The organism is Desulfitibacter alkalitolerans DSM 16504 (assembly GCF_000620305.1).
GTDB classification, from domain to species: domain Bacteria; phylum Bacillota; class DSM-16504; order Desulfitibacterales; family Desulfitibacteraceae; genus Desulfitibacter; species Desulfitibacter alkalitolerans.
In genome coordinates this window covers 447,508-466,740 of the sequence record NZ_KK211100.1, presented here as the reverse complement: position 1 = coordinate 466,740, position 19,233 = coordinate 447,508, and the positions used below count along the sequence as shown (strand labels likewise).

The window sequence follows — 19,233 nt, the reverse complement described above, 5'->3', positions numbered from 1 at the left end:
CTTGGCTAGTTCATAATTATCCTGATTAGGATACTGTTTGGCGCGTTTTTTCGCTTTTTTGTTTTCTACCTTCTTAGGTGCCAAGTGTAATTTAACCTCCCTTCTAGGAACTTAAACATATCTTGTCCAAATTGGAAAAAATTATACAAACAAAAAGACCTCATTGAGGTCTTAATTAGCTAATTAGTGCTTTTAAATTTTTACTAAGTCTAGATTTTTTTCTTGCTGCGGTATTTTTATGCAAAAATCCTTTAGTAACTGCTTTGTCCAATGTTTTTACCATGTTTTTATATGCAGCCTGGGCTTGTTCGCTTTCTCTACCTGCTACAGCACTTTCAAATCTTTTAATTGCAGTTTTAATAGCGGATTTTGCAGCAGAGTTTCTTAGGTTATTGCGGCGAGAAACCTCAAGCCTCTTTTTTGCGGATTTGATGTTAGGCACTATGTACACCTCCTTATTAACCGATCCATATTGCTTATATAGCCTATACTACTATAACAAAAAATATTTTATCATGTATATAAATAAAATGCAAGAAAACAAACTCCATAGCAAGCAAATTTCCGAATAATTTTCCAGAAAAATTTATTGATGAAAACCATCAGGTATAAAACTCATTGTTTAAGGGAATTAATAGGAATAAATTCTTGAAGGGAGGTGAAATCATGCTTGGTTTTGTCATAAGGTTTATTGTTTCGGCCCTTGTGCTTATGCTTGTAAGCTGGCTGCTGCCTGGAATACAAGTTGCCGGGTTTATTGGCGCATTAGTTGCAGCACTGGTCATTGCAGGTTTAGGTTATTTAGTTGAAAATTTTATAGGCGGCAAGAAGATATCTCCTCAAAATAGGGGTATTATAGGATTTTTAACAGCTGCTGTTGTCATTTACCTGGCCAGCTTCATTATACCTGCTTATTTAAATGTTACAATAATTGGTGCATTATTAGCTGCTTTTGTAATTGGAATAATTGATGCTTTTGTTCCTACAGAATTGCGATAATTATAATACAATATTATGTAAAAGATTCTTAATAATTACCCAGGCATTTTTGTGATTAATGAGAATCTTTTTTTTGTAATATTTATGGATCCAGTCACATAGGTATTTATAGTCATTATTTATGGTTTTGGTATGGTAAATTGCATCTCGGCTGTAGAATGGAGGGGATTATTATAAGAGGGTATAGAAGAAGAGTGGGTTATAAATCATGGATTGCTGCAATTTTTTTGGTTGTAGTTTTTTTTGCACTAGGTGTTTTAATAGGAGCGGGGGGTGACAGCAAGCAAAATGAGCATGCTCACAATTTGTCCGGTTCAATCAATTTACTTGGCTTTTTTACAGATTCTCACAGAAGCATACTTAATCTGGCCATACCCATCCTTGGACTTACACCTGAATATCCCCAAGCCACCTATAGCTCTGGGGACAAGTTGGTCCAAAAAATTATTTCAAGTGTTACAAGTATAGACCTCACCAATCCTAAAAGCTTTTTGGGATCAGAAATTGCATTTATCAAGACCTCTGAAATGGAAGGTAAGGATGTCATTATCAGTGAATCGCCAGGTATAACAGAGGATGAGAAAAAATTTTTTGAGGAATTAGAAAGAAGAAGCAGGGAAGCTATTTTAAATAATTCTCAGGCAGGGGAGCTGGCCTTTGGAGATAAGCCTTTGGTTCTCATATACAATACTCACAACTCAGAAACCTATGAACCTACAGATGGTGTAAAAAAGATTGAAGGGGAAAATGCTGGGGTAGAAAAGGTTGCAGCTTTCCTGGAAGAAATTCTTTTGGAAAGGCATGGGATTAAATCTGTGCGTTCAACAAAAATCCATGATTATCCAAGTTGGGAAAGATCCTATGTTAATTCGGAGCAAACAGTAAAGAGTATGCTGAAAGACAATCCATCTGTGCAAATAGTCCTTGATATTCATCGTGATGCCGGTTTACCTGAAAAGGGCGTTATTGCCACCTCTACAGGTCATAACATGGCGAAAATTCTATTGATAGTAGGCAGCGACAGCCGACTGCCCCATCCCAACTGGCAGAAAAACTGGCAATTTGCCAAGATGGTAGGTTATAAAATGGATAAAATATACCCTGGGCTTCTTAAAGCTGTAAGGGTCCAAAGTGGAAGATACAATCAGCATTTACATGAAAGGTCCCTTTTAGTTGAGGTAGGATGCACTCAAAATACATTAGAGGAAGCTCTGCTATCTGCAGAGGCATTAGCAGACATCATAAAAGAAGTTTTAATTGATTTAAGACAAGAAAATACCTTTTAGATACCGGTTGGGAACCGGTATTTTTTTTTGAAGAAACGGCAATGGTATAGTTAAAATAAAATGAAACTTCTAAAGAGTGAGGTGTTGTTCCATGACCATGAAAACCAGGCATTATTTATTAGCAATATTTTTTGCTGCATTTCTATTAATTGGGGGATTAAATAAGGTGTCCTATGAACTGTATCAAGCATTGGAACTTCAAAAACCATTAGCTGTTGAAATTGGGCTTGGTGAGGGAAAAATTGAATTATATTTATTTGATCAAACAAAGGTAATTGACCTTAACTATATTGCAGAGACTTACCGTGAAAGGCTTCAAAGTATATTATCCTGGAATAATTAAAGGAGTTAAAGGATTAATGACTGAAATGTCAATAGATTATTAAAAAAGCGACAGGCATGTCAGGAGATATTGAGGTATTTTATGAAACAAGGAAATAAAGTTGCAAAAGCTGCAGGAATTATTATGATTTCCATGATGCTTTCCAGGGTTTTAGGCTATTTGCGGGATGTGGTTATTTATGCCCAGTTTGGGCAAAACAGGGTTACTGATGCCTACAATGCTGCTTTTTCAATACCAGACTTTTTATATATGATACTGGTAGGCGGAGCCTTAAGTGCTGCATTCATACCTGTTTTTTCCAGTTACCTGACCAATGACAAAGAGCAAGAAGCGTGGCAGGCAGCAAGTATTCTTTTTAATTCAATAATGCTTTTATTAGTTGTAGGGGTTACACTTGGATTGATCTATACTCCCTTTTTAATAAAAATCCTGGTTCCAGGTTTTGATAAGGAAACAACTGACCTGACAGTTATGCTTACTAGAATAATGTTTGCCCAAACATTTTTTATGGTCCTAAGTGGAATTTCAGTTGGAATTTTAAACTCCTATCAGCATTTCCTGGCTCCAGCCATTGGCTCTATCTTATATAACCTGTCAATAATTCTAGTTGGCTGGCTTTTATCATTAAAGTATGGCATTGCAGGATTTTCTGTTGGGGTGGTTGTTGGCGCCATGTTGAACTTTGCTATACAGCTGCCATTTATCTTAAAAAGGGGGTTTAAATATCACCTTAGCTTTAACTTAAAACATCCAGGTGTTCAAAAAATTATTATTTTAATCCTGCCTGTTTTTATAGGGCTGTCTGTTAACCAGATAAACCTTTTTGTAAATCAGTTCCTGGCATCTACTCTAGAAGGTGGACTGGTAGCAGCCCTGAGGACAGGCCAGAGGCTCATGCAAATGCCAATTGCTGTCTTTGCCATTGCCATAGCAGTGGCTGTTTTTCCAACCCTTACGAATTATGCAGCCAAAGGGGATATGATTAACTTCAAGAAGACTACATCCCTGGGGCTGCGCTCGGTATTTTTTATAACCCTTCCATCTGCCGCAGGACTCATGGCACTTAAGGTTCCCCTGGTAAGATTTTTGTTTGAGCAGGGCAAATTTACCCAGGAGGCTACCATGGCAACAGCAACGGCAGTTTTCTTTTATTCACTGGGTATTTTTGCCTATTCGGGCATTCAAATTTTAAATAGGACCTTCTATGCCATACAGGATACTAGAACACCTGTAAGCATAGGGATTTGTACCATATTAATGAATATTGGATTAAACATAGCATTAATAGGAACCATGGGACATGGGGGCCTTGCCCTTGCTTACTCAATAGCTGGAGCCTTTAACCTGCTGCTATTAATGGTTGTATTGAAGTATAAAATTTCCGGATATGGCGGCCGCAGTATTGCCTGTTCATTTCTAAAAAGTATGTTTGCAGCAGTAGTCATGGGCATAACGGTTTATATGATCATAAGCTATTTTGAAACCCTGGTGGATATTTCTACTAAAACAATGCAGGGGCTTCAGGTTTTAATAGGGGCACTTATAGGAACCCTGGTATACGGAATCATAACATACCTTTTAAAAATGGATGAGTTGAAGATGGTACTTGAAATACTCTTGAAAAAACTGCCGGCTCGCATCATGAGAAAAGGTATAAAAAACAACTAAACATTGCTAGCAGCCATAAATAAATGATATAATGTGTTTTAGTCAGTTTGCCAGCAGATTATTAATTATTAGCAGGCTTTTTCTTTGTAAACTAAAAAGACCTGCAGTTTTTCATATTATGAGGTGATGGTTTTGAATATCCCGCAAGAAAGAATTAGAAATTTTTGTATAATAGCCCATATTGACCACGGGAAATCTACCCTTGCAGACCGTATCCTACAATATACGGGTGCTGTAAGTGAAAGAGACATGTCTGAACAGCTGTTGGACCAGATGGATCTAGAACGAGAAAGGGGCATTACAATCAAGCTCCAGGCTGTTAGAATGGTCTACAAGGCCAAGGATGGTAACGAATACCTGCTTAACCTGATAGATACACCTGGGCATGTTGACTTTACCTATGAAGTTTCTAGAAGTCTGGCAGCCTGTGAGGGAGCGCTGCTTGTGGTTGATGCTGCTCAAGGCATAGAAGCGCAGACACTGGCCAATGTTTATCTGGCCCTAGAGCATGACCTGGAAATCATTCCAGTTATAAATAAGATTGACCTGCCAAGTGCAGAGCCTGAAAGGGTAAAGGAAGAAATTGAAGAGTTTATAGGTTTGGATACTTCAGAAGCCATACTTGCCTCAGCAAAAACAGGTCAGGGAACTGAAGAAGTTTTAGAGGCAATTGTTAAGAAGGTCCCACCACCCCAGGGTAGTATGGATAACCCCCTGCAGGCCTTGATTTTTGATTCTCTTTATGACTCTTACAAGGGTGCTATCCCCTTTATTAGAATCATGGAGGGCACTGTAAAAAAAGGCATGGAAATACAGATGATGTCTACAAATAAGAAGTTCGAGATAAATGAGGTTGGTGTTTTTACACCTGCCATGAGAATTATTGATAAACTGGGTCCAGGAGAGGTTGGTTTTGTTACAGCCAGCATTAAAAATGTTAAGGATACACAGGTGGGAGATACTATTACCAGTGTTGTAAAGCCGGCTGACAAGCCCCTGCCAGGCTACAGAAAGGTAACCAGTATGGTGTATTGCGGCTTGTATCCTGTGGACAGTGCTGATTATGAAGATTTAAAAGAAGCCCTGGAAAAGCTCCAGTTAAATGATGCTTCGTTAAAATTTGAGCCGGAGACCTCAGTTGCCCTGGGGTTTGGTTTTAGATGCGGTTTTTTAGGCCTGCTCCACATGGAAATAATCCAGGAAAGACTTGAAAGGGAATTTGATTTAAGCCTTATTACTACCGCACCAAGTGTAATTTATGAGGTTCATAAAACAGATAAGACAGTTGTAAAAATAGATAACCCGGCAAATTTGCCTCCCATTAATGACATTGATGAAATCAGAGAGCCCTTTGTCAAGGCTACAATAATGGTGCCAAATGACTATGTTGGTGCTGTGATGGAGTTATGTCAGGAAAAAAGGGGAGAATATCAGACAATGGAATATTTGTCTCCAAGCAGGGTTATTTTAACCTACCACCTTCCCCTGGCAGAGATTATTTATGACTTTTTTGACCAGCTTAAATCAAGGACCAGGGGCTATGCATCCCTGGATTACGAGATACATTCTTACCTGGCAACAGATCTGGTAAAAATGGATGTTTTAGTAAATGGACAGATTGTAGATGCCCTATCCTTTATAGTCCATAAAGATAAATCATATTACAGAGGTCAGAATATTACCAGAAGACTAAAAGACTTAATTCCCAGACAGATGTTTGAGGTTCCCATTCAAGCAGCCATTGGCAGCAAGGTTATAGCAAGAACAAATGTAAAGGCTCTAAGAAAAAATGTTATTGATAAATGCTATGGCGGGGACATTACAAGGAAAAGAAAGCTTCTTGAAAAACAAAAAGAAGGCAAAAAACGCATGAAGCAGATTGGAAATGTGGAGATCCCCCAGGAAGCTTTCATGGCGGTGTTAAGTCTGGATGATGATTAGAGCTCTATATATCCATATACCCTTTTGTTTAGCAAAATGCAAATACTGTGACTTTAATTCTTATCCGCTAGCCGTCTTTGAAAGGACCAGGAAAAGGCGGGCAGAAAATTATCTGGCAGCCTTGAGGCAGGAAATCCTCTTACTATTAAAGGACATATCTTTAGATGAAATTGAAACAATATACATGGGGGGCGGAACGCCTACAATCCTTGATACAGACCAGTTGGTTTCATTTATGGAATTTCTCAAATCCCAACTGAATTTTTCTCGGATACAAGAGGCTACAATAGAGGCCAATCCCGGTACAGTAAGCCTTGAAAAGCTTTTAGCCTTAAAAGGAGCAGGCTTTAACAGAATTTCTATTGGCATTCAATCCCTAGATAACTGGATGCTAGGGTTCATGGGCCGGACCCACAATGCAGAGGAAGCTGCAGCAGCAGTTTCTATGGCCAGGGAAACTGGCTGGGAGAATATAAATGTTGACCTGATCTATGGGCTGCCAAACCAATCAACTGGCATCTGGGAGGATACCCTTAGAAGGGTAATACAATTAGACCCTGAGCATGTATCCAGCTATGGGTTAAAGATTGAGAGCAACACGCCATGGGGCAGGGATTATTCTAATAACCAGCTTTCTCTGCCGGAAGATGAAGTGGTTTTTTATATGTATGAAACTCTTCAATCCACCCTAATCCAAAATGGCTATCTACATTATGAAATATCAAATTACTGTAAATCACAAAAAGAAAGCAAGCATAATAGTATTTATTGGCATAATGAATATTATCTAGGAATAGGCAGTGGAGCAGCTTCCTTTTATAATGGTAAAAGATTTTACAATATAAAAGATATAGATTTATACATGGATAGCCTGGCAAAAGGCTTTAGACCTCATGAGGAAGCAATTGACCTCACCTTGGAAGACCAGATGTCTGAAACAATGTTTATGAAGCTTCGACTTATATCAGCAGGTGTTAATATCCCGGATTTTAAAAAAAGGTTTGGAATATCTCCAATTGATAAATACTATAATGAAATTAAAAAATTAATAGATCTAGGACTAATCCATATCCAGGGTGATGCTATTAGGCTTACACAAAAGGGGATACCTCTAGCTAACTTAGTTTTTATGGAATTTGTATAAAATTTCTTAAGAATTTGTGGAGTTTGCTATTTGTGGTGAGCTAATACCTTGACAAGAACAGGCATTCAGTGGTATTTTTTAATTATAGCTTAGCACTCATCAAGTGAGAGTGCTAACAGAAGAGGTGGTAATAATGGTAATGGATGAAAGAAAAAAGAATATATTACATGCAATCATCCAGGACTATGTGGCTACAGCTGAGCCTGTTGGATCCCGTATCATTGCTCGAAAGTATAACTTGGGTGTTAGTTCTGCAACCATCAGAAATGAAATGGCTGACTTAGAAGAAATGGGGTTTATTGAACAGCCCCATACCTCAAGTGGAAGGGTACCCTCTGATAAGGGGTATAGATTCTATGTTGATTTCCTCATGAAAAAAATGGAAATCTCTCCTCCAGAGGAACAATTCATATATGGCCAGCTGAAGGAAAACATTCAGCATATGGAGGATCTCTTTAAAAAGACCAGTGACACCCTGTCCCAGCTTACCAATTATATAGCCCTGGCCATGGGTCCCCTGGTATCAGAAACCACGGTACAGCAAATACAATTGCTGCCCATGCAGAATAACAAGGTTTTATTGATGATCATATCAGATAAGGGAATTGTAGATAATGGAGTAATTAACTTCTCTGGCAATTATGACAAAGAGACCCTGGCAATTGTTTCTGAGATACTCAGCTGCAAATTAAAGGGATATAGACTAAGAGATATAAGTAAAACAGTTTTGCAGGAAATCTATTATGAACTTGCAGATTATAAAAAGCTTGTGTCATTAGTCCTTGAATTTATGGATGAAGCCTTAAAAGTATCAGATAAAGCCAAGGTGTACATTGGCGGAATGCTTAATATCCTTAATCAGCCCGAATTCAAAGATATAGAAACACTACGCAGCTTATTGTCGTTAATGGAAGAGCAAACAATTTTAAGACAGTTATTAAAGGAAACCAGCAGCGAATCAGGATTAACCATATCAATTGGAGGAGAGAATAAGTACAGGGGCATCCATAACTGCAGCATTATAACTGCGACCTATAAAATGGGGGGCAAGGTAATAGGAACTGTGGGGATACTGGGTCCCACCAGGATGGTATATCCTAAAGCTGCTACAACACTAGAATTTGTCTCGAAATGTCTTTCAGATATCCTGGAAGGACACAATAAATAACAATTTACTCCAAGGTACAGGAGGAGAAATATGAGTATTAAGCAGGTTAGTAAGGATACTGAGGTAGATGAGAGGTTGGCAGCCCTTTCTACCAATGCAAATGCCATTAGGGCAATTGCATCTGCAGTTGAGGGTACTTTAGGGCCAAAGGGCCTGGATACAATGCTGGTGGATAAGTTTGGTGATGTGGTAATAACCAATGATGGAGTAACTATTCTGGAGATGATGGAGGTTAACCATCCGGCAGCCAGAATGATGATAAATACAGCCAAGGCCCAGCAGGATGAAATAGGTGATGGTACTACCACAGCATCAATCATGGCTGGAACACTAGTAACAGAAGGTCTGGAACAAATCAAAAGGGGTGTTCCGGTAACACGGGTTATTGAAGGGATCAAGGCAGGAATAAAGATGGCTGTACAGTATTTTAAGGATAGTGCTGCAGCTATTGAAAAATTAGATGATCCTGTACTCAAGGAAGTATCCTGGGTAGCAGGCAGGGGAAACGATGATATTGCTGAGCTTGTTTTTGATGCAGCTAATATGATTGGAAGGGAAAAGCTTCTGGATACAAATTTTAAGTTATCTGATTGTATATTTGCCCAGCATGGTGCAGATAACCAGTTAATTAAAGGGTGCATTATTAATAAAGAAAGAGTATCATCTGATATGCCCAGGGAGCTAGGGGATTGCAATGTTTTATTTATAGATGATGCCTTGGAGCCAGAACAGCTTGATGAAGAAGCTTTAAGCAATGAGGCTGGTTTTAACAGGTTTATCAGGCTTCAGGAGGAATTCCAGGAAAACCTTAAAAAACTGTCCAAACTTGGTGTAGGGTTGGTGTTGGTTGACAGGGGTATTCATGATATTGCAGAAGAGTTTTTTATAGATGCAGGCATCATGGCAGTTCAAAGGGTTAGCCATAAGGAACTAAAAAAAGCAGCCGAGTTTACAGGGGCCAGAATGATTAAGAGAACTGGTTTAAAAAAATCTGTGGAAGAATTAAGAACATATCTTGGGCACATTGATAAGGTTTATGAGGATGAACACCTGGAGCAGATCAGGATTTTAGGTGGTGCAGGTAAACCAATGGCTACCATTTTAGTAGGTGCAGCTACTGAAGAGGTTGTAGGAGAAAGGGAGAGAATTGCCAGGGATGCCGCTGCAGCCCTGCAGGCTGCAATAAAGGGTGGGATTGTACCAGGCGGCGGCTCAATAGAACTAGCAGCAGCCTCCTTCCTGGAGAGTAATCGTGAACAGGTAAGGGGCATGGCTGTGTATGGTATTAACTGTGTAGTAGAAGCTTTGAAAAAGCCTTTTTCCCAGATTGTGTTTAATGCAGGATTTAACCCCCTTGAAAAACAAGGTGATGTACTGGCAATCCAAAAGCAGGAGAATAATATTGGATATGCTATTGATTGTGATACTGGTCAGGTCATTGACATGAGAAAGCTGGGAGTTGTGGACCCTGTTCTGGTAAAAATCTATGCCCTGCGTGCAGCAGGTGAAATTGCTGAAGCTATCTTAAGGATTGATACAATAATTAAAAAAAGACCTGATAAAACAGCTGACAATAGGGTAAAAGATGAATTCGAGTTTTGAAATGGGGTGAATATAAAATGAATAATGAGATGAATACAAAAAGGGACCATATGGACAATGCTGAAAACCAAAACCAGGAAACCCAAGAACAGGAAAAAAACAATGAAGAACTTAAAGAAATGACAAAAGAGGAGCTTTTTTTAGAATACGTTAAGCTCCAGGAGTATTTAAGGAACAGGGAAGAAAGTGAAAAACAGCTGCAGCAGCAGTTTTTAAGACTGCAGGCCGATTTTGAAAACTTTCGCAAAAGAACCTCAAGAGAAAAGGAAGAACTAAACAGGCAGGCAGCCAAAAGCATTATTAAAGACATGCTTCCTGTACTTGACAACTTGCATAGGGCCCTTGAGGCTGGAAAACAAAAGGGTGACCTGGATAAGTTCATTGAGGGAATTGATATGATTTATTCCCAATTCTGGGATGTGCTCCAGAGCAAGGGTGTAGAATGTATTGACTGCAAGGGCAAAGAGTTTGACCCAGAAATTCATCAAGCAGTAATTCAAAAAGAAGTAAAAGACGAAAAAGATAACATAGTTTTAGATGAAATTCAAAAGGGATACTTATTAAATGGAAAACTAATTAGACCATCTATGGTATCAGTATCAAAAAAAAGTTAGGAGGTATATTATGGGTAAAGTAATCGGTATTGACTTGGGAACTACAAACTCCTGCGTTGCAGTTATGGAAGGTGGGGAAGCTGTAGTTATACCAAATGCAGAAGGCAATAGAACTACTCCATCAGTCGTGGCTTTTACAAAGGATGGAGAGAGGTTAGTTGGAGAAGTTGCAAAACGACAGGCAATTACAAATCCTGATAGGACAGTATTGTCAATTAAAAGACATATGGGTACAGACTATAAAGTAACAATTGATGGTAAATCCTATACTCCCCAGGAAATATCTGCCATGATCCTGCAGAAACTTAAAACAGATGCAGAAAATTATCTTGGAGAAAAGGTAACCCAGGCAGTTATTACTGTTCCTGCGTATTTCTCAGACAGCCAGCGCCAGGCTACCAAGGATGCTGGTAAAATTGCCGGCCTGGAAGTTTTAAGGATTATCAATGAGCCGACAGCTGCTGCTCTTGCCTACGGCCTTGATAAAGGTGAAGATCATACAATCCTGGTCTATGACCTTGGTGGAGGTACCTTTGACGTTTCTATCCTTGAGTTGGGTGAGGGGGTTTTTGAAGTTAAAGCCACCAGTGGAAACAACCGCCTGGGTGGAGATGACTTTGATGATAAAGTAATTGAATACCTTGTTGCAGAGTTTAAAAAGCAATCAGGTATTGATTTAAGCAAGGATAAAATGGCAATGCAAAGATTAAAAGAGGCAGCAGAAAAGGCTAAAAAAGAGCTTTCAAGTGTGATGCAGAGCAATATTAATTTACCGTTTATTACAGCAACTGCTGAAGGGCCACAGCACCTGGATATTACACTGACCCGTGCAAAGTTCAATGAACTAACAGCTGACCTGGTTGAAAAAACCATGGGTCCAACCAAGCAGGCCCTATCTGATGCAGGATTATCAGCCAAGGATATTGACAAGGTGCTTTTAGTTGGTGGATCTACAAGAATCCCAGCAGTACAGGATGCTATTAAAAACCTTCTTGGTAAAGAACCCCACAAGGGGATTAACCCTGATGAATGTGTAGCCCTGGGTGCTGCAATTCAAGCTGGAGTATTAGCTGGAGAGGTTAAGGATGTTTTATTGCTGGATGTAACTCCCTTGTCCTTGGGCATAGAAACCCTGGGAGGGGTGTTTACCAAGCTAATTGAAAGAAACACAACCATTCCCACATCCAAGAGCCAGATTTTCTCCACTGCAGCAGATGGTCAGACAAGTGTTGATATTCATGTACTCCAGGGAGAAAGAGAAATGGCGGCATACAATAAGACCCTGGGCAGATTCCAGCTAACCGGTATTCCAGCAGCTCCAAGGGGTGTGCCCCAAATTGAAGTTAAATTTGACATAGATGCCAATGGTATAGTTCAGGTTTCTGCAAAGGATCTAGGTACAGGAAAACAGCAGGAAATTACAATTAAATCAAGCAGTGGTCTATCTGAAACTGATATTAATAAAATGGTAGAGGATGCAGAAAAATATGCTGAAGAGGATAAGAAGTTTAAGGAAAAGGTAGAAGCTAAAAACCAGGCTGATGCAGCAATCTATCAGGCAGAAAAGACAATAAAGGAATCAGAAGGAAAGATTGATCAGGAGGACCTTTACAGCATAGAAAAAGCTAAAAATGATTTACAAGAGGCAGTAAAATCGGATAATATAGAAGAGATGAAGAAAAAAACTGAAGCACTTTCACAAGCCATATATGCAGCCTCAACAAAAATGTATGAAAAAGCTTCCCAGGAAACCCAACAGCAGGAAGGCCCTGCTGAAGGGACACAAGGAGCAAAGGATGATGTAGTTGATGCAGATTATGAGGTCGTAGACGATAAGGATGAGAAGGATAAGTAATACTTGCAACAAAAATTCTAGGGGGCACAAGCTTATATGCCCCCTGGTCTTATTTTACACCATCAAAAGTGTAAGTTTTGTTTTATACTTAATTATGTTAATGTTGGTAGATTAGGGGGTTGGCTTTAAAAAGTGAGCAAAAGGGACTATTATGAGGTATTGGGGTTATCACGTAATGCTTCAGAAGAGGAAATAAAAAAGTCTTATAGAAGATTAGCAAGACAGTATCATCCAGATGTTAATCCAGGTAATAGTGAAGCTGAGGCTAAATTTAAAGAGATTTCCGAGGCCTATGAAGTATTAAGAGATCCTCAAACCAGGGCAAGGTATGATCAATTTGGTCATGCTGGTACCCAAAACGGGGGATTTGGTGGCGCTGGTTTTGGAGGAGCAGGCGGCTTTGAAGACATATTTGACATGTTTTTTGGTGGAGGATTTGGTGGCCAGGGCACTAGAAGAGGTCCTCAAAAGGGGGCCGATTTAAGACTTGATTTGGATATTACCTTAGAGGAAGCAGCCTTTGGAGTGGAGAAGGAAATTGAGCTTCCAAAGCTGCAAACATGCTCTGAATGTGAAGGTACTGGCTCTGCTCCCGGTACATTTCCCAGCAGCTGTAAGGTTTGTAAAGGTACTGGTCAGGTGAAAACAACTCAAAAGACTGTACTTGGTCATTTTCAAACCATTAAAACCTGTCATAATTGCCATGGAACAGGAAAGGTTGTTGAGACTCCATGTGATAGCTGTTATGGACAGGGAAGGGTTAAGCAAAAGAAAAAAATTGCAATTACAATACCGGCTGGAATTGACACGGGAGCAAGGCTTAGGGTCTCAGGTGAAGGTGAGCCTGGTGCAAATGGTGGACCTGAAGGGGATTTATATGTATATATTAACGTTAAACCCCACAAGATGTTTGAGCGTCATGGTGATGATATCTGGTGCAATTACTCTCTTTCAATTGTTCAAGCCATGCTTGGAGATGAGATAAAAGTACCAACTTTAGATGGTGATGTTAAACTGAAGATTCCAGAGGGAACCCAAAGTGGAACATCTTTTAGATTAAAAGGTAAGGGAGTACAAAAGCTCAGGGGCTATGGAAGAGGCGATCAACATGTTAGGGTAAAGGTAACTGTACCAACTAACCTAAATGAAAAACAGAAAGAATTAATTAGACAGTTTGCAAAGACGCTGACAAGTAAAAATGATGCTGGAAAAGAAAAGGGATTTTTTGAAAAGGTCAAGGATGCTTTCATGGGATAGGCTAAATCATTTGGAAAAGGGGTATGTTAATGCACTGGCAGGAAATCTCCGTTACTACCAATGAAATTATGGAGGAAGCGGTTACCAATTTATTTTATGAAATTGGGGCTGCCGGGGTTGTAATTGAAGATCCCAACTTAATCAACCGTTATGTGCAGGAAGACGTTTGGGATGCCTATGAGTTTCCCAAGGAAATAATGGATGCAGAGCATGTCATTGTAAAAGGTTACCTACCGGTAGATGATAAACTGCCCCTGATCCTGGAACAGTTTAACGGGGCATTGGCAGCTCTTAGCGGCTTTTTTAAAGATTCCTATGTCTCTGTTCAGCTTAGCAGGTTACAGGAAGAGGATTGGGCCAACTCATGGAAGGAGTATTATAAACCTAAAAAGGTAAGCGAAAGAATAGTAGTTGTTCCAGGGTGGGAAGAATATAATCCAGAAGAGGGCGAAATTATTGTTAAACTGGATCCTGGTATGGCTTTCGGGACTGGTAATCATCCAACTACCATGATATGTATAAAAGCTTTGGAGAAGTACATTGAACCTGGCTGGCGAATAGCTGATATTGGTACTGGTTCGGGAATAATAGCCATCTCTGCTGCAAAATTAGGTGCAGAAAGTGTCTGTGCTGTTGATTTAGATACCCTGGCAGTTCGTGTTGCACGGCTAAATGTAAAGAGAAATATGGTTGAAGAGCTGGTTGAGGTCCGTCAGGGCAACTTGCTTCAGGGTATTGACAAGACCTTTAATATAATAGTAGCAAATATAATAGCAGATGTAATAATTGAAATGTCCGAATATGCCTATGAGAGGCTGGAACCATCAGGAATATTTATTGCGTCAGGGATAATTGAAGACAGGCAGGATGAGGTAATAAACAAGCTCCAGGAAGAAGGTTTTAAACTGGTTGAAGTAATGACGGATAATGCCTGGAGAGGCATTGTGGTAACTAAAGGGTGATGATTACTTGTATCAATTTCGTATTCCTAAAGGGATTAAAATTACAAATGGGGATTTATGTGGAAGTAAACTGGAAATATTAGGAGAAGAAGCACACCATATTGCCAATGTTTTACGCCTTAAAGAGGGCTCTCTCGTAGGCCTCTTCGATGGTTTTGGTTATAAAGCAGCAGGAATCCTATTAGATGTAACAAATGAGAGAGTGCTGGTGGAATTAACTCATGACAAGGTGGCAAATACAGAACCTCCTGTAGAGATTACTTTATATCAGTCCCTGCCAAAAAAGGACAAGCTTGAATTAATAATTCAAAAGGCAACAGAGCTTGGTGTAAAGAACATTGTTCCCATAATAACCAAAAGAACCATAGTACATATTGATAATGAAAAGGCCAAAAAAAAGGTGGAGCGATGGAATAAAATTGCCCAGGAAGCATGCAAACAATCTGGCAGGGCATATGTTCCGCAAATTAGTGAGCCCATAAGTTTTAAAGCCATGCTTTCTGAAATAAAGGCTGAAATTAACATCATACCCTATGAAGCAGAAGATAAAAAAGGTTTAAAACAGGTATTGAGGTCATTTAAGGAATCAATGCCTAAAAGTATTGGCATATTCATTGGACCAGAGGGGGGCTGGGACAAGGATGAAGTGCAGATGGCTGTTAACCATGGTATTATTCCAGTAACCCTAGGGCCCAGGATTCTTAGAACAGAAACTGCCAGCCTTGCAGTTTTGACTATGATACTTTATGAGCTAGGTGATTTGGGAGGTTAAAAAAATAGTGAAAAAGGTAGCAGTACATGTTCTTGGATGCAAGGTTAACCAGTATGAAATTGAAGGCATTAAAGAGTTATTTAGAGAAAGACATTACAAAATAGTTGATTTTGATGAAAAAGCTGATGTATATGTTATACACACCTGTACGGTCACTCACCTGGGGGACAGGAAATCACGACAATACATTCGCAAGGCTGTCAAAAATAACCCCCATGCAATAGTTGCCGTTACAGGTTGTTATGCTCAGGTGTCCCCTCAGGAGGTCGAGAAAATAGAGGGTGTAGATATTGTTTTAGGTACCAGGGATAGAAAAGAGATAGTTGATGTGGTTGAAAAATGCCAAAAGGGCCGGCAGATCAAGCGCATATCAGATAGTATGCTTAATAAAGAATTTGAAGAGCTGCCTGTTTTTAAGCCATCTAGAGCCAGGGCTTTTTTGAAGATCCAGGAGGGCTGTGACAGGTTTTGTACATATTGCATTGTGCCCTATGCCAGGGGGCCGATAAAAAGCAGAGATTTCCATAATACTATTTTAGAGATTGAGAACCTTGTAAATAATGGCTTCCAGGAGATCGTTCTAACAGGTGTGCATTTGGGCACCTATGGCAAGGACCTGGGAAAGGGGATAAATTTATTTTATCTGCTTAGTGAGTTAGTAAAAATTAGCGGATTAAAGCGGCTTAGAATAAGCAGTCTAGATCCAGATGAGATTGATACTGATTTATTGGAGCTGATGACCGAAAATGAAAAAATATGCCCTCACTATCATATACCGCTGCAAAGTGGGGATGATTTAATACTGCAAAAAATGGGAAGAAAGTATACCCTGGATGATTACAGAAGGCTTGTAACAGATATAAGAAACAAAAGACCAGAGGCGGCTTTCACTACAGACGTTATAGTTGGCTTTCCTGGAGAAACAGAAGAGCTTTTTGCAAATACAAAAGAGTTCATTAAGGAAATAGGCTTTGCAGATCTTCATGTTTTCAAGTATTCACCCAGGAAGGGAACCCCTGCTGCGAAGTACCCCAATCAAGTATCAACAGAAGCCAAGACACAAAGGAGCAATGAATTAATAGAGTTGTCCAATGTGCTCTGGGCCAATTATGCCCAGGGGTTTTTAGGCAGAAAGGCTCAGGTCCTTGTTGAGACCAAAATAAATACATTATGTGAAGGTCATACTGGTAATTATCTAAAGGTAAGATTTGAAGCAAATCAAGAGGATTTGATAGGCAAAATCATTTCTGTCAAGTTAGAGAAAATAGGCCAGGCTAAGGAGCTGTTAGGAACAGTAATACTATAAGCTATGGGATGAAGAAAACCCCAATGATAAAAGTTTCACTTTATAACCATTGGCCCTTGAATTTTTGATTTGCGACTTTGGCTAAGGGAGGTGATAGTTGATGTCCAACTGTATTTTTTGTAAAATAATTAACAAGGAAATACCTAGCACAATAGTTTATGAAGATGATGAAGTTTTAGCTTTTAACGACATAAATCCTCAGGCGCCAATACATATTCTAATTATCCCTAAAAAACACATCTCTGATATGACCGAGGTTACAGAGGAAGACATTGGCTTAATTGGGAAAATACATCTGGCTGCAGTAAAAATTGCTAAACAAAAGGGCTTTGCAGAAAAGGGATTTAGATTGGTGAATAACTGCAAAGCGGATGGAGGACAAATAGTTTTTCATCTTCATTATCATTTAATGGCTGGTAAAAAGCTTCCTGTGTGTACCTAGGGTTGACGTTGGCAAAAATAGTATAGTATAATTGCTATGTTAGTCTGCTTTGTCATTCTCTTTTTATTACGTTAATGGTTAGTTGTGGAGGGAGGGATATGGAGATTGAGCGAAGTAAAAGTTGGTAAAAATGAAACTCTAGATAGTGCACTCCGCCGTTTTAAAAGAAACTGCCAGAAGGCAGGGGTTCTGTCAGAGGTGCGTAAAAGAGAGCACTACGAAAAGCCAAGTGTGAAGCGTAAGAAGAAATCCGAAGCTGCCAGAAAAAGAAAGTTCAGGTAGTAAATCTGTATGTTCTTCGACCCTCCTCGACATCTTAGCGACTCGTAACACACATATTAGATTGGTTACTCGCAAGTACGGGAAAGGGAATTTTTTTGAAGGCTTAAAATGAATCAAGCTAATCAGAGTTTTATGGTAAAGCAGAAAAATCTATTTCAGCAAAGTTAGGAATAGCCTGGTAATAATTATACCGGGCTATTTTTTCAAGAAGAGTGGAATAATAGTACCGGAGGGATATTGTATATGAAAAATGTATTCAGAGTTTTTTGGCTGCTTTGCTTAATTATTTTTGGTTTTTCAACTATGCCTGTACATACGCAAGAACCATCTCCGGTATATATTGTACCAGTAAAAGGGACAATAGATGGAGGAATGCAGACATTTATTAATAGAGCATATGCTGAAGCTGAAGAAAATAATGCTGCTGTAGTTTTGCTTGAAATAGATACACCAGGTGGTCTTGTATGGTCGGCGGTCCAAATAAGAAATACCATACACAGATCGGAAATTCCTACAATAGCCTTTGTTGAAGAAGGTGCGATTTCAGCTGGAGCCTTAATAGCATTAGTATCAGAAACCCTTGTAATGGCACCTGGAAGCACCATGGGTGCGGCAGAACCCCAACTGGGAGGACAGCTGGCTGATGCCAAGACCCTGTCCTATTGGGTTGGTCAGCTGGAGGCAGCGGCGGAGGAAAATGGAAGAGACCCTCTCATTGCCAGGGCCATGGCAGATGCTGCCCTGGAGATACCAGGGGTAGTCCAAGAAGGAGAACTTCTTACATTAACCCCTCAAAGGGCCCTTGAACTAGGAATGATAGACAGCATTCTGCCTGACCGCCAGGCGGTTTTAGAGGAGTATGGATTTGATGAAAATCCCAGAGTAGAGCTAGAACCTGAATTTGCCGAGTTTTTTGTTCGTTGGATTACTGATCCATATGTCAGCACCATTTTGCTCACTGTGGGTCTTGCAGGCCTTGTGCTGGAAATATTTACAGTTGGCTTTGGGATAGCAGGCACAATAGGATTAGCTTCATTAAGTCTATACTTTGCAGGTCACATTATTGCCGGTTTAACTGGATTTGAGGCAATTCTATTATTTATTCTTGGTGTTATTCTTCTAGCAGTGGAGACATTAGTTCTTCCCGGATTTGGTGTAGCTGGCATAGGAGGAGTTGCAGCACTTATTGCCGGTATTATCATGGCTTCCCCAACGGTAAATCATGGAGTGTCATCCCTTGTCATTGCCATTATAGGGACAGGAGTTTTACTTGCCATTAGCGTAAAGTTTTTGCCGACTAGAAAGGTGTGGAAAAGGTTAATACTAGGGGATAGACAGGTGAGTGAAGAAGGCTATAATGCTCCTTCCACTGAGCTTAGAGAGCTTGTAGGGCTAGAGGGTGTTTCTATAACCCCCTTACGACCATCAGGAGCTGTGAAAATAGGTGATAAAAGAGTGGATGTGGTCACCCAGGGTGGATTTATTTCTTCAGGATCAAAAGTTAAAGTAGTTAAGGTAGAAGGAACCAGAGTAGTAGTGGAAAGGCTGAATGATTAATTAAAGGTTTAGTATTGATATTAGGAGGTATTTTT

18 protein-coding genes are annotated in these 19,233 nt (G+C 39.7%); 17 read left to right on the top strand and 1 reads right to left on the bottom strand.

Annotated elements, in window-relative coordinates; all coding sequences use genetic code 11:
* Positions 1-175: 175 nt before the first annotated feature.
* Entirely contained in the window at positions 176-442 is a 267-nt protein-coding gene (gene rpsT / locus K364_RS0108060) for a 30S ribosomal protein S20 (protein ID WP_028307618.1), read from the bottom strand.
* 224 nt (positions 443-666) lie between these two features.
* On the opposite strand from rpsT, the gene K364_RS0108055 reads away from it, so the two are divergent.
* From K364_RS0108055 to K364_RS0107975, 17 genes are all read left to right on the top strand, one after another.
* Positions 667-999: a phage holin family protein gene (locus K364_RS0108055; protein ID WP_028307617.1), complete on the top strand. Its 333-nt coding sequence runs from the start codon at positions 667-669 to the stop codon at positions 997-999.
* Between the two features lie 194 nt (positions 1,000-1,193).
* Positions 1,194-2,285, top strand: coding sequence for a stage II sporulation protein P (spoIIP, locus tag K364_RS25490; RefSeq protein WP_051533877.1), 1,092 nt, complete (start codon positions 1,194-1,196; stop codon positions 2,283-2,285).
* 97 nt (positions 2,286-2,382) lie between these two features.
* A complete protein-coding gene (locus tag K364_RS0108045) occupies positions 2,383-2,628 on the top strand; it encodes a hypothetical protein (protein WP_156946424.1) in 246 nt (81 codons plus the stop codon).
* A gap of 81 nt (positions 2,629-2,709) precedes the next feature.
* Entirely contained in the window at positions 2,710-4,296 is a 1,587-nt protein-coding gene (murJ, locus tag K364_RS0108040; RefSeq protein ID WP_028307615.1) for a murein biosynthesis integral membrane protein MurJ, read from the top strand.
* Between the two features lie 126 nt (positions 4,297-4,422).
* A complete protein-coding gene (lepA, locus tag K364_RS0108035) occupies positions 4,423-6,237 on the top strand; it encodes a translation elongation factor 4 (RefSeq protein ID WP_156946423.1) in 1,815 nt (604 codons plus the stop codon).
* Complete coding sequence (hemW, locus tag K364_RS0108030; RefSeq protein ID WP_051533876.1) at positions 6,227-7,381, top strand: radical SAM family heme chaperone HemW; 1,155 nt, start codon at positions 6,227-6,229, stop codon at positions 7,379-7,381. The genes lepA and hemW overlap by 11 nt, the downstream gene beginning before the upstream one ends.
* A gap of 139 nt (positions 7,382-7,520) precedes the next feature.
* Positions 7,521-8,549 carry a heat-inducible transcriptional repressor HrcA gene (gene hrcA, locus K364_RS0108025; protein ID WP_169734745.1) on the top strand — a complete coding sequence of 343 codons (1,029 nt, stop codon included), beginning with the start codon at positions 7,521-7,523 and terminating at the stop codon, positions 8,547-8,549.
* Between the two features lie 30 nt (positions 8,550-8,579).
* A complete protein-coding gene (locus K364_RS0108020) occupies positions 8,580-10,151 on the top strand; it encodes a TCP-1/cpn60 chaperonin family protein (protein WP_028307611.1) in 1,572 nt (523 codons plus the stop codon).
* Positions 10,152-10,168: 17 nt separating this feature from the next.
* Positions 10,169-10,765: a nucleotide exchange factor GrpE gene (gene grpE, locus K364_RS0108015; protein ID WP_051533875.1), complete on the top strand. Its 597-nt coding sequence runs from the start codon at positions 10,169-10,171 to the stop codon at positions 10,763-10,765.
* A gap of 10 nt (positions 10,766-10,775) precedes the next feature.
* Positions 10,776-12,620, top strand: coding sequence for a molecular chaperone DnaK (gene dnaK, locus K364_RS0108010; protein ID WP_028307609.1), 1,845 nt, complete (start codon positions 10,776-10,778; stop codon positions 12,618-12,620).
* A 132-nt stretch (positions 12,621-12,752) separates the two neighbouring features.
* Positions 12,753-13,877, top strand: a complete 1,125-nt coding sequence (gene dnaJ / locus K364_RS0108005; protein ID WP_028307608.1) for a molecular chaperone DnaJ — start codon at positions 12,753-12,755, stop codon at positions 13,875-13,877.
* Positions 13,878-13,906: 29 nt separating this feature from the next.
* A complete protein-coding gene (gene prmA, locus K364_RS0108000; RefSeq protein ID WP_028307607.1) occupies positions 13,907-14,839 on the top strand; it encodes a 50S ribosomal protein L11 methyltransferase in 933 nt (310 codons plus the stop codon).
* Between the two features lie 7 nt (positions 14,840-14,846).
* The gene (locus K364_RS0107995; protein WP_051533874.1) at positions 14,847-15,611 is read left to right on the top strand and encodes a 16S rRNA (uracil(1498)-N(3))-methyltransferase; all 765 of its coding nucleotides are present in this window, start codon (positions 14,847-14,849) and stop codon (positions 15,609-15,611) included.
* 7 nt (positions 15,612-15,618) lie between these two features.
* A complete protein-coding gene (gene mtaB / locus K364_RS0107990; RefSeq protein ID WP_277995558.1) occupies positions 15,619-16,917 on the top strand; it encodes a tRNA (N(6)-L-threonylcarbamoyladenosine(37)-C(2))-methylthiotransferase MtaB in 1,299 nt (432 codons plus the stop codon).
* A gap of 100 nt (positions 16,918-17,017) precedes the next feature.
* Complete coding sequence (locus tag K364_RS0107985) at positions 17,018-17,359, top strand: histidine triad nucleotide-binding protein (RefSeq protein WP_028307604.1); 342 nt, start codon at positions 17,018-17,020, stop codon at positions 17,357-17,359.
* A 105-nt stretch (positions 17,360-17,464) separates the two neighbouring features.
* Positions 17,465-17,641, top strand: coding sequence for a 30S ribosomal protein S21 (gene rpsU / locus K364_RS0107980; protein WP_028307603.1), 177 nt, complete (start codon positions 17,465-17,467; stop codon positions 17,639-17,641).
* 243 nt (positions 17,642-17,884) lie between these two features.
* Positions 17,885-19,198 (top strand): NfeD family protein, encoded by a 1,314-nt coding sequence (locus K364_RS0107975; RefSeq protein WP_028307602.1) that lies wholly within the window; start codon positions 17,885-17,887, stop codon positions 19,196-19,198.
* Positions 19,199-19,233: the final 35 nt, after the last annotated feature.